At 62.3% G+C, this 13592-nt stretch carries 14 protein-coding genes; 10 read left to right on the forward strand and 4 right to left on the reverse strand.

What is annotated here, in order from left to right; all coding sequences use genetic code 11:
• Positions 1–33: 33 nt before the first annotated feature.
• The 3 genes from IB265_RS01540 to ubiE all read right to left on the reverse strand — a co-directional run bounded on the left by IB265_RS01540 (position 34) and on the right by ubiE (position 3147).
• Entirely contained in the window at positions 34–564 is a 531-nt protein-coding gene (locus IB265_RS01540; protein WP_057247972.1) for a GNAT family N-acetyltransferase, read from the reverse strand.
• A 226-nt stretch (positions 565–790) separates the two neighbouring features.
• A complete protein-coding gene (ubiB, locus tag IB265_RS01545) occupies positions 791–2365 on the reverse strand; it encodes a 2-polyprenylphenol 6-hydroxylase (protein WP_057247973.1) in 1575 nt (524 codons plus the stop codon).
• Positions 2366–2370: 5 nt separating this feature from the next.
• Positions 2371–3147: a bifunctional demethylmenaquinone methyltransferase/2-methoxy-6-polyprenyl-1,4-benzoquinol methylase UbiE gene (gene ubiE, locus IB265_RS01550; RefSeq protein WP_057247974.1), complete on the reverse strand. Its 777-nt coding sequence runs from the start codon at positions 3145–3147 to the stop codon at positions 2371–2373.
• Between the two features lie 173 nt (positions 3148–3320).
• Between ubiE and mutM the strand changes: the two genes are divergently transcribed.
• The 4 genes from mutM (at position 3321) to dnaA (ending at position 8091) form a co-directional block, all read left to right on the forward strand.
• A complete protein-coding gene (mutM, locus tag IB265_RS01555) occupies positions 3321–4211 on the forward strand; it encodes a bifunctional DNA-formamidopyrimidine glycosylase/DNA-(apurinic or apyrimidinic site) lyase (RefSeq protein ID WP_057247975.1) in 891 nt (296 codons plus the stop codon).
• A 51-nt stretch (positions 4212–4262) separates the two neighbouring features.
• Positions 4263–5036: an enoyl-CoA hydratase gene (locus tag IB265_RS01560; RefSeq protein ID WP_192494610.1), complete on the forward strand. Its 774-nt coding sequence runs from the start codon at positions 4263–4265 to the stop codon at positions 5034–5036.
• A gap of 301 nt (positions 5037–5337) precedes the next feature.
• Positions 5338–5604 (forward strand): 30S ribosomal protein S20, encoded by a 267-nt coding sequence (rpsT, locus tag IB265_RS01565; protein ID WP_034797494.1) that lies wholly within the window; start codon positions 5338–5340, stop codon positions 5602–5604.
• A 1041-nt stretch (positions 5605–6645) separates the two neighbouring features.
• Positions 6646–8091, forward strand: coding sequence for a chromosomal replication initiator protein DnaA (gene dnaA, locus IB265_RS01570; protein ID WP_057248246.1), 1446 nt, complete (start codon positions 6646–6648; stop codon positions 8089–8091).
• Positions 8092–8148: 57 nt separating this feature from the next.
• Here dnaA and gcvA read toward each other — a convergent pair whose 3' ends face one another.
• Complete coding sequence (gcvA, locus tag IB265_RS01575) at positions 8149–9093, reverse strand: transcriptional regulator GcvA (RefSeq protein ID WP_057247977.1); 945 nt, start codon at positions 9091–9093, stop codon at positions 8149–8151.
• 161 nt (positions 9094–9254) lie between these two features.
• Between gcvA and IB265_RS01580 the strand changes: the two genes are divergently transcribed.
• The 6 genes from IB265_RS01580 to IB265_RS01605 all read left to right on the forward strand — a co-directional run bounded on the left by IB265_RS01580 (position 9255) and on the right by IB265_RS01605 (position 13577).
• Positions 9255–10187 carry a DMT family transporter gene (locus IB265_RS01580; RefSeq protein ID WP_057248247.1) on the forward strand — a complete coding sequence of 311 codons (933 nt, stop codon included), beginning with the start codon at positions 9255–9257 and terminating at the stop codon, positions 10185–10187.
• A 122-nt stretch (positions 10188–10309) separates the two neighbouring features.
• The gene (locus tag IB265_RS01585; protein WP_057247978.1) at positions 10310–10684 is read left to right on the forward strand and encodes a YciI family protein; all 375 of its coding nucleotides are present in this window, start codon (positions 10310–10312) and stop codon (positions 10682–10684) included.
• Positions 10681–11955 (forward strand): RNA polymerase sigma factor, encoded by a 1275-nt coding sequence (locus IB265_RS01590; protein ID WP_058323675.1) that lies wholly within the window; start codon positions 10681–10683, stop codon positions 11953–11955. Before IB265_RS01585 ends, IB265_RS01590 begins: the two co-directional genes overlap by 4 nt.
• A gap of 79 nt (positions 11956–12034) precedes the next feature.
• The gene (locus IB265_RS36580) at positions 12035–12448 is read left to right on the forward strand and encodes a DoxX family protein (RefSeq protein WP_244495504.1); all 414 of its coding nucleotides are present in this window, start codon (positions 12035–12037) and stop codon (positions 12446–12448) included.
• Positions 12449–12483: 35 nt separating this feature from the next.
• Positions 12484–12849, forward strand: a complete 366-nt coding sequence (locus tag IB265_RS01600; protein WP_057247980.1) for a DUF1801 domain-containing protein — start codon at positions 12484–12486, stop codon at positions 12847–12849.
• Between the two features lie 113 nt (positions 12850–12962).
• Entirely contained in the window at positions 12963–13577 is a 615-nt protein-coding gene (locus tag IB265_RS01605) for a glutathione S-transferase family protein (RefSeq protein ID WP_057247981.1), read from the forward strand.
• Positions 13578–13592: the final 15 nt, after the last annotated feature.

Genomic DNA, 13592 nt, shown 5'->3' on the forward strand with positions numbered 1-13592 from the left:
CATGACCGGTGCCGATCGGCGCATTGCCGCCCGTCAGGCAGCGCGCGATCCGCTAGGAGTGCGGATGCGCGCCATCGCGAAGACGTCGGCCAATGCGCCGTTCCTGAGCGCATAGGCCCTGTGTGTGCCCTCCATCTCGAAACCCGCCTTGCGGTAGAGTGCGATCGCAGACTCGTTGTCGGTGAAGACCGTGAGCTCGATGCGGCTGATGCCCAGCCAGTTGTCGGCGGCATCGATCAAAGCCGTAAGCAGTGCCTTACCGATGCCTTCGCCACGGTGATTGTCATCGACGCTGATGCCAAGGGCAGCCGAATGCTGACGACGTCCCTTGCTGCGGTGCAGGCCGGCCATGCCGACTATATGCCCGTCGCGTTCGGCAACGATGACCGTGTCGTCGTCCGATCTTGTCTCGATCCACTTGCGCGTTTGTTCCGGGGTGGAAAAGGGCAGTCGGAGTGTTCCAGATCGGATGCCTGGCTGGCTCATCAAGGCGGCGACCGCCTCCCAGTCGACGATGCGCGCCGCGCGGATCTTGGTTTCAGGAGGAGCGTGTGTTTCGGTCATTGTTTCCTCTCTTTGCGCCGAGGAAACAGGACCCGACCCTGCTCGCCTCGGCAGGGTTGGTGGGGGACATTTCGCTTAAATCAGCGCAACAGGTCTCCCGCACACCCCTGGGGTATGCGTGCAAAGCACCATTGCGATTGTCGAGCGATTGTCCATGGCGGAAGAATAACAAGCGCAAGTGGAAAGGCAAGTCCGCAGAACGCGCAGAACGCTCTGCGCGCCGCGATCAGGTGACCTGCCAGGCGATATAGACGAGCGTGGCGGCGATCAGCCAGAGGGCGACGCGGCCTGAACGGGTATGCCGGGCCTCCGCCTTGCCGATCGCGTGCGCCGTCTCGGCGTCGAAGCGCAGGCCGTTCTCGCTCATCGCCATGATCTCGCTGGAGAATTTTTCCGTGCGGGCGGCGATCTCGGGGGCGGCCTCGGCGAGCCGGAGCGCCGCGTGCAGGCCGTCGCGCAGATCCGTGACGATGCGCTTCGGTCCGAGATTGTCGCGAATCCATTTGCCGACGACCGGTTCCGAAGCCTTCCACATGTTGAAGCGCGGATTGAGCGTGCGGGCCACACCTTCGACGACCACCATGGTCTTCTGCAGCATGACGAGCTCGGGGCGCGTCTGCATGTCGAAGAGTTCAGTGACCTCGAAGAGCAGCGTCAAGAGCTTCGCCATCGAAATGGTTTCGGCCGGCTGGCCGTGGATCGGCTCGCCGATCGCGCGGATCGCCTGGGCGAAGCTCGCGGCGTCGTGATGCGAAGGCACATAGCCCGCCTCGAAGTGCACGTCGGCGACGCGCTGGTAGTCACGGGTAATGAAGCCGAAGAGGATTTCCGCCAGGAACCGGCGCTCTTTCTTGCCGAGACGGCCGACGATGCCCATGTCGACGGCGACGATATGGCCGGCATCGTCGACGAAGAGATTGCCCTGGTGCATGTCGGCATGGAAGAAGCCGTCGCGCAGCGTGTGGCGCAGGAAGGACTGAATAAGCGTCTCGGCAAGCTCGTTGAGGTCGTGTCCGGCGGCCTGCAACCCCTCGATATCCGACATCTTGACGCCGTCGATCCATTCCATCGTGACGACGTCGCGCCCGGTCCGTTCCCAATCGACTTTCGGCACGCGGAAGCCGGAATCGTCCTTGGTGTTTTCGCCAAGCTCGGAAAGGGCGGCGGCCTCCAGACGAAGGTCCATTTCGATCTTCGTCGTCTGCTCCAGAGTCTTGGTGACCTCGACCGGCTTCAGCCGGCGCGTATAGGGCAGGAACCGTTCCTGCATATGGCTGACGAGATACATCGCCTCGATATCGGAGGCGAAACGCTGGCGCACGCCGGGGCGGATGACCTTGACGGCGACCTTTTCGGGCTTGCCGTCGCGAAGCACGATGGCCGGATGCACCTGCGCGATCGAGGCGGCCGCCATCGGTTCGGAGAGCTCGGCGTAGAGGTCCTCGACCTTGCGGCCGAGCGAACCTTCGATTGCGGCCTTCGCCTCGCTCTGCGGGAAGGTCGCCATGCTGTCCTGCAAGAGCGACAGGTCGGCCGCGAACTCTGCGCCGACGACATCCGGGCGCGTCGCCAGGAACTGACCGATCTTGACATAGGAGGGCCCGAGGCGGGCGACCGCGCGTGACAAGCGGTCGCTGCGTTCCTCGCCCGGCACCCTGCGGCGCGCCAGAAGTCCTGCCGCCTTCTGGGCGAAACGGGCAAACGACGGCAGATGCTCGGTTGGGACGGCTGAGACGACGCCTTCGCGCACGAGAACCCACCCGATCCGCGCAAGGCGGACATATGTTCCAGGCGTGCTCATCGGGTTCAGATTTTCCAGCCGGAATGCAGCGCTGCGATGCCGCCGGTGTAATTGGTGAAGGAGACGCGTGAGAAGCCGGCCTCCTTGATCATCGTCGCGAAGTTGCGCTGGTTCGGGAACTTGCGGATCGATTCCACCAGATACTGGTAGGGCGCCTCGTCGCCGGTGATCAGCTTGCCGAATTTCGGGATCGCGTTGAACGACCAGGCATCATAGAAGCGATCGAGCAGCGGCATCTCCACTTCGGAGAATTCCAGTACCAGCAGGCGACCGCCGCGCTTCAGCACCCGGTGCGCCTCTTTCAGCGCCACGTCGATGCGCGGCACGTTGCGAATGCCGAAGGCGATCGTATAGGCGTCGAAGGAATTGGCCTCGAAGGGCAGTTCCTCGGCATTGGCCTCGACGAATTCGAGATTGGCGGAAAGCTTCCTCTTCTCCGCCCGTTCGGCGCCGACGGCGAGCATCGAGCCGTTGATGTCGAGCACGGTCGCATGCGCCTTGCGGTCGGAGGCCTCGATGATGCGGAAGGCGATATCGCCGGTGCCGCCGGCAACGTCCAGAACCTTGTAGTCTTCGCGGCGCGGCGGGTTGAGGGCGGCGATCATCGCGTCCTTCCAGGCGCGGTGTAGGCCGGCCGACATCACGTCGTTCATGATGTCGTAGCGCTTCGCCACCTTATGGAAGACGTCGTTGACGAGCGGCTGCTTTTCGCCGGCGTCGACATTGCGGAAACCGAAGGATGTTTCCATGCCGCCATCGGCCGATACGCGCTGATCCGTCATACGAAGAACTCCACCTGAACCAATTTTTCCGGCACCATAGCGAAAAGGCCCCATCCGCGCTATCTCGTGGACGGGACCGCGCCTGCGGCATAGCGCACTCCCTATAGGATAAGAAGGCCGCCAAGGAAATGCCAACCACCGCATCCGGTGGCTGAGATCGTAGGAGTGCATTTATGCCGGAGTTGCCCGAGGTCGAAACCGTCAAGCGCGGCCTGGCGCCGACCATGGAGGGCGCGCGGATCGTCAATGCGGAATTGCGCCGTCCGGACCTGCGCTTCCCGTTTCCGGAGAATTTTTCTTCGACCGTTGCCGGCCAGCGCATTGTCTCGCTGTCACGGCGGGCGAAGTACCTGATGATCGATCTGGAAGCCGGCGACGTGATCATCGCCCATCTCGGTATGTCCGGTTCCTTCCGCATCGAGGCAGGGCCGGCTGCAGCGACGCCGGGCGAGTTTCACCATCCGCGCGGCAAGGACGAGAAGCACGATCACGTCATCTTTCATCTCGACGGCGCCGAAGGCCCGGTGCGGGTGATCTACAACGACCCGCGTCGTTTCGGTTTCATGGATCTTGCCCGCCGCGACACGGTGTCAAGCCACGCCTATTTTCGCGCGCTTGGCGAGGAGCCGACCGGAAACGCGCTCGATGCCGCCTATCTCGCTGTACGCTTTTCCGGCAAGGCGCAGCCGCTGAAGGCGGCCTTGCTCGATCAGAAGAACATCGCCGGTCTCGGCAATATCTATGTCTGCGAGGCGCTCTGGCGCTCGAGCCTGTCGCCGGTGAAGCCCGCGGGCGAACTCGTCGACAAGCGTGGCAAGCCCAAAGATGGCCTGGTGCGCCTGACGGACGCGATCCGCGAGGTGATTACCGATGCCATTGCGGCTGGCGGCTCGTCGCTGAAGGACCACATCCAGGCCGACGGCTCGCTCGGTTACTTCCAGCACTCCTTCTCCGTCTACGACCGCGAAGGAGAGGCTTGCCGCACGCAGGGCTGCAACGGTACGGTCGCCCGTATCGTGCAGGCGGGCCGGTCGACCTTCTATTGCCCGCATTGCCAGAAATGAACGTCGGGCTGTCCGCGGCCTGGCGTCGGAGATGAACCGGAGGAAACAGGAATGACCTACGAAACGCTGCTGGTCGAAACGCGCGGCCGCGTCGGCCTCGTGACGCTCAACCGTCCGCAGGCGCTGAATGCGCTGAATTCGACCGTCATGCGCGAGCTTGCCGCAGCGCTGAAGGCCTTCGATGCCGACAAGGAGATCGGCGCCGTCGTCGTCACCGGCTCGGAGAAGGCATTTGCAGCCGGCGCCGACATCAAGGAGATGCAGGCGCTCGATTTCGTCGACAGCTATCTTGGCGATTTCATTGGCGGCTGGGACCAGGTGGCTGCGGCCCGCAAGCCGGTGATCGCCGCTGTCTCTGGCTATGCGCTCGGCGGAGGCTGCGAGCTGGCGATGATGTGTGACTTCATCATCGCCTCCGAGACCGCGAAGTTCGGCCAGCCCGAAATCACCCTCGGCGTCATTCCCGGCATGGGTGGCTCGCAGCGCATAACGCGCGCCGTCGGCAAGGCGAAGGCGATGGACCTGGTTCTGACCGGCCGCATGATGGACGCGGCGGAGGCGGAACGCGCAGGACTCGTTTCGCGTGTGGTGGCGTCGGAGAAATTGATGGAGGAAGCGCTGGCTGCCGCAGAGAAGATCGCATCCTTCTCGCTGCCGGCGGTCATGATGGCGAAGGAGGCGGTGAACCGCTCTCTCGAGCTGACGCTCGCCGAAGGCCTTCGTTTCGAGCGGCGTCTCTTCCATTCGCTGTTTGCGACCGAAGACCAGAAAGAAGGCATGGCCGCCTTCGTCGCCAAGCGTAAGCCGGAGTTCAAACATCGCTAGAGCGGGATGAGGAATAGTGTTTACGGTTTTCCGCCCGCATCCCGCTCAAGCCTGTTAGAAACGATCACGTTTATGGTTTTGGGTCGATCAGACCCAAGACCATCGTGATCTAAGCCAGAGCACGGCGCAGATTCTAGAAAATGCGCGTTGACGGGGCGGCTGTTTCCCGCTATACGCCGCCCTCAGTTTGGAACGCCATTTTGGGCTTTCCGGAAATATTCCCGAATTGCTTTGATGACAGGTCGCAGTGACCCGGCACGGCGAGGGCGGAGTTCATGTCAGTTTTCGAAGAGAGGCACCAATGGCCAATACAACTTCGGCGAAAAAGGCGACCCGCAAGATCGCACGCCGCACCGCAGTGAACAAGGCCCGTCGTTCGCGCGTTCGCAACTTCATCCGCAAGGTCGAAGAAGCGATCGCTACCGGCGATCAGGCAGTTGCAGCCGCAGCGCTCAAGGCAGCTCAGCCCGAGCTGATGCGCGCAGCCACCAAGGGCGTCCTGCACGCCAACACTGCATCGCGCAAGGTTTCGCGCCTCGCGCAGCGCGTGAAGTCGCTTTCGGCCTAATCCGGCTAAGAAAAATCTGTTGACGAAAAGCCCGGCCCTTGCGCCGGGCTTTTCGGATTCATACTTCTGTCATCGCGATGGTTAATCCGACGGTATTACGTTGTGTCAATGCGATGACAAAATTTATGAAATAAATTCAATGACATACGGGAGGTCCTTATCAAAAGGATGTCTCTGGCCGGGGCTCTCCTGACCCCGTAATGAGTCAAGCGATTTTTTATTTTTTTTCTTTTTCGCCAGCTAAGCAAAGGGCGAAAAATCAAAACCCTTGATTCAAAAGCGATTCTTCACGGACTCGGAATGCGGCAAGCAAAAGGCAGGCTGAGAGTCAACGGTCAGTGCCTAAGGTTGCTTAAAAATCGCGATTGATCTTGCCCATCGATCCTGCCTAAATGCCCTCCACAGGGGACACGGACCACATCTGTAAAGGAAGCAGAAGACGCCATTTCGAAGAAATGGTTTCGATGTTTCTGTCCTTTGTATCAGGGCGGCTCCGCGTCGTTCAATCAGACAAGTCGAAGGTGAAAAAACCGGATGGTTCGTTCCACTCCGGGTGAGGAGCTTTCGTCCTATGGTTGTGTGGCGGGGCTTGGCTCGTGACGGCGGGTGCAAGCGGCGCCTGCCGGCAGACAAAGGTCCAACGCGCGGCTCATCGCTTCGTACGAGGGTGCGAAGAGCTGTTGACGAGGAGGAGGATCCGAGGCGGTGCGGAAGCGCACCGGAGGATTGTTGACAAGAGGCGCGAGGGGACATCTCCGGCCACAGGTGGGCTGGTGGATGCGCGTAGCGCGCAGCGAGGCGGGAGATGAGGAGCCCGGCGTCGACTGCGACTGTGACGTTCGGCGAGTGCGGCATGGCCTTTCGGGGCGCCGCGGGCGACGGACATACGAGATGACGCCGGCAGTGATGACGGCATCTGAACATGAACTGGAAGGCGGCAAAATGCAGATGAATTTGGTGACGGCGGGCGCACTTCAGAAAGAAGGAGACGCATTCCAAGCCGGAAGCAATCTATCTCAGGCGGCGGGGGAAAAAGTCGACATGAGGCACGACGCACTGTTCGAGCGAGTAAGTGCGCGTCTCAAGGCTCAGGTCGGTCCGGATGTCTTTGCGAGCTGGTTTGGGCGTCTGAAGCTCCATTCCGTATCCAAGAGCGTCGTGCGCCTCTCGGTGCCGACCACGTTCCTGAAGTCCTGGATCAACAATCGTTATCTCGATCTCATCACGTCGCTCTTCCAGCAGGAAGACGGCGAGATTCTGAAGGTCGAAATCCTGGTGCGCACCGCGACCCGTGGCGCCCGGCCGACGACACAGGAAGACGTGTTGCCGCAGGCGACCGAAGCGGCTCCAACCGCACCGGCGCGCCGTCCGGCAGCAGCCCAGCCGGTCGCAACCGTTGCCGCAGCGGCGATTGCGAGCGTACAGAGGCCTGTCCAGGCGCCGCTTTTCGGCTCGCCGCTCGACCAGCGCTATAATTTCGAAAGCTTCGTCGAGGGTTCCTCGAACCGCGTGGCGCTTGCCGCTGCCCGGACGATCGCGGAAGCCGGCGCCGGTGCCGTGCGGTTCAACCCGCTCTTCATCCATTCGAGCGTCGGTCTCGGCAAGACGCACCTCCTGCAGGCCATCGCCATCCAGGCGCTGCAGAGCGCGCGTGCACCGCGTGTCGTTTATCTGACGGCCGAATATTTCATGTGGCGTTTCGCCACCGCCATTCGCGACAACGATGCGCTGTCGCTCAAGGAGTCGCTGCGCAACATCGATCTGCTGATCATCGACGACATGCAGTTCCTGCAGGGTAAGTCGATCCAGCACGAGTTCTGCCATCTCTTGAACATGCTGCTCGACTCCGCCAAGCAGGTCGTCGTCGCCGCCGACCGCGCTCCGTGGGAACTGGAATCGCTCGACAGCCGCGTTCGCTCGCGTCTCCAGGGCGGTGTCGCCATCGAGATGGACGGCCCCGACTACGACATGCGCCTCGAAATGCTGAAGCGTCGGCTGGACGTCGCCCGCCAGGACGATGGATCGCTCGACATTCCCGGCGATATCCTGAGCCATGTCGCCCGCAATGTGACGGCGAGCGGCCGCGAGCTGGAAGGCGCGTTCAACCAGCTTCTGTTCCGTCGTTCCTTCGAGCCGCAGCTTTCGATCGAGCGCGTCGATGAACTGCTCGGCCACCTCGTCAATGCCGGCGAACCACGCCGCGTGAGGATCGAGGACATCCAGCGCGTCGTCGCCAAGCATTATAACGTCTCGCGCCAGGAGCTCGTCTCCAACCGTCGCACCCGCGTCATCGTCAAGCCGCGCCAGATCGCCATGTATCTGTCGAAGACGCTGACGCCGCGCTCCTTCCCGGAGATCGGCCGTCGCTTCGGCGGACGTGACCACACGACGGTGCTGCATGCCGTGCGCAAGATCGAAGAGCTGATTTCGGGCGATACCAAACTCAGCCACGAGATCGAGCTTCTGAAGCGTCTGATCAACGAATAGTCGCAGCTGACTGTTTCAAAGAAAAGGCCCGGTTTTCCGGGCCTTTTTTCGTTTGGGCTAACGCACCGCCTTCAACGTCGGTCGCTGAGACGGCCTGATCGGCTGGTCCTCGACGACCTGCGATGTGCGGGCCTCCGCGATGATCCAGCTGCGAAAGGCGACGACAGGCGGTCGGTCGAGAGCGGCCGGCGGATAGACGAGGTGATAGGCAAGGCCGGTCATCACTCCCTCCGGGAAGGGGGCAACCAGCAGGCCTTCCGCAAGCTCCCGCGCCACGAGCGACAGGCGCACCAGGGCGACCCCGTCGCCGGCCTTGGCCGCCTCGATGGCGCCGTTGCTGTTGACGAAGACCGGCCCGCGCCCGGGATCCACCCCTTCGGCCCCTGCCGCATCCAGCCACAGCCGCCAGTCCTGGCGGTGCACGTCGTGCAACAGCGCATGGCGGGCGAGGTCGCTGGGCGTGTCGAGCGGCAGTTTGGCCCGAAGCGCCGGATGGATGACCGGAACCGGGTCGTCGTCGATCAGCCGTTCGCTGACCAGACCGTCATACCGGCCGAGCCCATGCCGGATGGCGACGTCGACGCCGTCACTGTTAAAATCCGTCAGCCGGTTCGTGGTGCTGATGCGGACGTCGATGCCAGGCACCTTCTGTTCGAAGGCGCCGATGCGCGGCACCAGCCATTGCGCGGCGAAGGTCGGCGTGCAGCTCACCGTCAGCACCGGCGCACGTTTGCGCGCCGTCAGCTCCTCGGTTGCCTCCCGCATCATGCGGAAGGCACGTCGGAGCGTTGCGAAATAGAGGCTGCCGTCTTCCGTCAGAACCAGTTGCCTGGGCCTTCGTTCGAAGAGCGTTACACCCAGCGTCTGCTCCAGCTCCCGCACCTGCAGGCTGACGGCGCCCGGCGTGACGTTGAGTTCGTGCGCGGCCTTGGTGACGCTTGAATGACGCGCCGTCGCCTCGAAGGCGCGAAGCGATGCAAGGGAGGGAAGGGATGTGGTCATGGTTTAACCAAACTCAATCATCCAGCGAGAAATGATCGTTTGTCCGAAGCGTAATATGCTGAGAATAATGGCATAAATTCACGACGGTCAACACCGTTTCGATTTAGTCAGATAAACAAATGAGGGTTTTCGCGATGGTGCAGCCGGTTCAGGCCAAGGTCATGGGAGCGCGGGAATGGGGCATGTTGATCATGCTCTCTCTCCTCTGGGGCGGCTCCTTCTTCTTCATCGGTATCGCCGTCAAGGCGCTGCCGCCATTTACGATCGTGGCGCTGAGGGTCAGCCTCGCGGCGGTCGCACTGCTCGTTTTCCTGCGCCTTGCGGGACTGTCGATGCCGCGGGACCCGCGTGTGTGGCTGGCGTTCTTCGGCATGGGGCTGCTCAACAATCTCATCCCCTTTTCGCTCATCGTCTGGGGGCAGACGCATATCGCCAGCGGCCTCGCCTCGATCCTCAACGCCACCACGCCGCTTTTCGGCGTGATCGTCGCGCATCTGCTGACCGATGACGAGAAGCTGACCGTCAACCGCTTCGCCGGCGTGGTCGTCGGTTTCCTGGGCGTTGCCATGATGATTGGTCCGGCGGCACTCGGCGGGCTCGGCTCGAACCTTGTTGCTCAGCTTGCCGTTCTCGGTGCGGCGCTCTCCTATTCGCTCGCCGGTGTCTTTGCCCGCCGCTTCAAGCGCATGGGCGTGGCACCGATCGTGACGGCCACCGGCCAGGTCTCTGCTGCCAGCATCATGCTGGTGCCGCTGTCGCTGCTCGTCGATCATCCCTGGACGCTTACGATGCCCGGCCTCGACGTCTGGGCCGCAATCGTCGGCATTGCTCTGGTCTCCACGGCGCTCGCTTATGTCCTGTTCTTCCGCATCCTGGAAACGGCTGGAGTCACCAACCTGATGCTCGTCACCTTCCTGATCCCGGTCAGCGCCATTCTGCTTGGCGCGACGTTCCTGGGCGAGACGCTGGAGCCCAAGCACTTTCTCGGCATGGCGCTGATTGCAGCGGGTCTGGCAGCAATCGACGGGCGACTTCTTCGCCTCTTTTCTCGGCCGGCCGTCGACCCCAAGTTAGAGTGCCGCGAGAACGTCTGAGCGTTCCCTTCTTACACGCATTGCGGGCCGGTGGGCGAAAGCACCACCGGCCCTGTTTTTTTCAGCTGGGTTGTCGGCTATTCCTTGCCGCCACCGTCTTTGTTTCAGGAGCAGGAGTTCCGATGCTTTACGCCGTGTTTTGCTACAACAACGAAAATGTCACCAGTGAGTGGAGCAAGGAGCAGGATGATAAGGTCATGCGTGACTTGGCGGCCGTACAGAGCAAATATGCTGAAGCCGGAAAACTTGGGCCGGTGGCCCGCCTGATGCCAACGACAACGGCGACGACGCTTCGGCACACTCACAGCGAGACGATCGTCACCGACGGCCCTTTCGCCGAAACCAAGGAACAGTTGCTCGGCTTCTATGTCGTCGACTGCGCGTCTATGGACGAAGCACTCGAATTTGCTCGTGATCTGAGTTCTGCCAACCCGGCGGCCGGCTCCTACGAAATCCGACCCCTTGCCATCTACAAACCCAGTGAGCTTGCTTCATGACAGACACAGCCTGGATAGACCTCGCACTCGTTTCAGCCCGGCCGCAGGCAGTGGGCGCATTGCTGCGCTATTTCCGTAATCTCGATACGGCCGAGGAAGCGTTCCAGGAGGCTTGCATCCGGGCTTTGAAGACCTGGCCGAAGAGTGGCCCGCCGCGCGATCCTGCGGCGTGGCTGATCTTCGTCGGCCGCAACAGCGGCATCGACAAGGTCCGGCGCCAGTCCCGCGAGACGGCGCTGCCACCGGAGGAAATGCTCTCCGATCTCGAGGATCAGGAGAGCAATCTCGCCGACCGGCTGGATGGCTCGCAATATCGCGACGACATTCTTCGGCTGCTGTTCGTCTGCAGCAACCCGGCTCTGCCGGCAACCCAGCAGATCGCGCTGGCTCTGCGCATCGTCTCGGGCCTTTCGGTCAAGCAGATTGCCCGCGCCTTTCTCGTCAGCGAAGCGGCGATGGAGCAGCGCATCACCCGCGCCAAGTCCCGCGTCGCGGCGGCCGGCCTTGCTTTCGAAACGCCCGATGTTGCCGATCGTGCCGACCGGCTCGCCGCCGTCGCAACGATGATCTATCTCGTCTTCAACGAAGGCTATTCGGCGATGAACGGCCCGGAAAGCGTCTCGGCCGATCTCTGCGAGGAGGCGATCCGGCTCGGGCGTCTGCTGCTGGAGCTTTTTCCCGCGGAACCGGAGATCATGGGGCTGACGGCGCTGATGATGATACAGCATTCCCGCGCGCGCGCCCGTTTCGATGCCGATGGCGCCGTCATCCTGCTCGAAGACCAGGATCGCGGATTGTGGAACCGCCCACTGATTGATGAGGCGCTGGCGCTGATCGACAGGGCGATGCGCCACCGCCAGCCCGGCGCCTATCAGATCCAGGCCGCGATCGCTGCCCTGCATGCGCGGGCGGAACGCCCTGAAGACACCGACTGGGCGCAGATCGACCTGCTGTACCAAGCGCTCGAACGGCTGCAGCCCTCGCCGGTGATTACCCTCAACCGGGCCGTTGCCGTCTCGAAGCGTGACGGTCCGGAGGCGGCACTCGCCATGATCGAGCCGCTGGCCGGCAAACTGTCTGGCTACTTCTATTTCCACGGCCTCAGCGGCCACCTCCTGAAGCAGCTCGGCAAGGTCCGCGAGGCACGCGTCGCTTTTGATCATGCCATCGCGCTTGCGACCAACGCCGCCGAATGCGCCTATATCCGCATGCAACTCGACAAGCTCGACGAGGAGCCGGGCGTCGAAGACGCCGTCGTCAAAAAAAGATGAAAAAGCCACGAGGCGGCTGTCGGGGCGGGCCGCCTTGCTTCGTCCTTGGACTGAAAACGAGATCCAAGGAGAAATCCCAGTGAATACCAGCCTTGCCATTTCCGCCCCGACTGCCAAATCCGTCATCCTCGGCCGCGTCCTCAGTGGCGTGCTCGTCGCCTTCCTGGTCTTCGATGCCGTCATCAAGCTCGTGCCGCTTCAGGTCGTTACCGAAACCATCTTGGCGCTTGGTTACTCGGCAGATCAAAACCTGGCGCGTCTGCTCGGGGTGCTCACGCTGCTCTGCACCGTGCTCTACGTGATCCCGCGGACCTCGATCCTCGGCGCCATTCTGCTGACCGGTTATCTCGGCGGCGCCATGGCGACGCATCTTCGGGCCGGCAGTCCACTCTTCAGCCATCTGTTCTTCGGTTTCTACCTGGGCGTCATCGCCTGGGGCGGCCTGTGGCTCCGAGATTCGCGCCTGCGCAGCCTGATCCCATTCAAGAACTGAAAACTGCCTTCCAACCGAACAAGTGAAAGTCGATCATGACCAGGACTGTCGAAGATTACATTGCCGGCCTTTCCGGGGTTCCGGGAGACGTGGCAAAACGTCTGCACGCAGCGCTCATTGCCGCAGGCGGGCTCACCGATATCGTGAAGTGGGGCCACCCCATCTACGAGGCCGGCGGCGCAGTCTGCCTCCTGAAGGGAGCAAAGGATCACGTGACCTTCGGCTTCTGGCGTGGGGCGGAGATGCTCGATCTCGATCCGCGCCTGGAAAAGGGCGGCGGCAAGGGTGACATGGCCTATATCCGCCTGCGCGCCACGGACGACGTCGACGACGCCCATGTGGCCCGCTTGGTCGCAAAGGGCATTGAACTCAACCGGCTGAAAGGCGATCCGATGAAGTAGCGGTTCGCGAAACAAACTTGCAGCGCTGCCGGTAAAACAGAGCGCCTTTATCGGCTGCGATGCAATATCTCTTCACGGGAACAGGCATTCACGCCAGATCCCGCGAGGCAAACATGATCCTCTACTATCAGACCCACTCCCCCTTCGCCCGCAAGGCGCTCGTCTTCGCCCACGAGGCCGGTCTCGCCGAACGGCTGAAGGTCATCCACCACGAGACCAGCCCGACTCGGCGCAACGACGAAGTCTATGCCGAAAACCCGCTTGGCAAGGTGCCGGTGCTGTTGCGCGAGGGGCAGGAACCGATCTTCGACAGCGACGTCATCTGCGCCTATCTCGACACGCTGCAGGATGGACGCAAGCTGATCCCGGAAAGCGGCGAACCGCGCTGGCGGGCGCTGCGCATGCAGTCTGTGGCGCAGGTCCTCGCCCAGACCGGCATCGGTCTTCGCTGGGAATGGGAGCGTCGGCCGGAGCACTTGCGTTTTCCGGAACTCGCCAAGGGGTATGAAGAGAAGATCGAGGAGACCTACGATTGGCTGGAGCGCACGCTGGAGCCCGAGGCGGCCGTTGATATCGGCCAGATCGCGCTGGCGACGGCGCTCTCCTGGATGGCATTTCGCAACCTGCCATCGTTCCGTAACCGCCCGACGCTGACACGCTGGTTTGACGTGTTCGAGGAGCGCGCCTCGATGCGGTCGACACCGCTCTCCGGTGAAACGTTCGATTGAGTCTGTAGCCGGCGA

Source organism: Ensifer sp. ENS10, from assembly GCF_014852025.1.
GTDB lineage: Bacteria > Pseudomonadota > Alphaproteobacteria > Rhizobiales > Rhizobiaceae > Ensifer.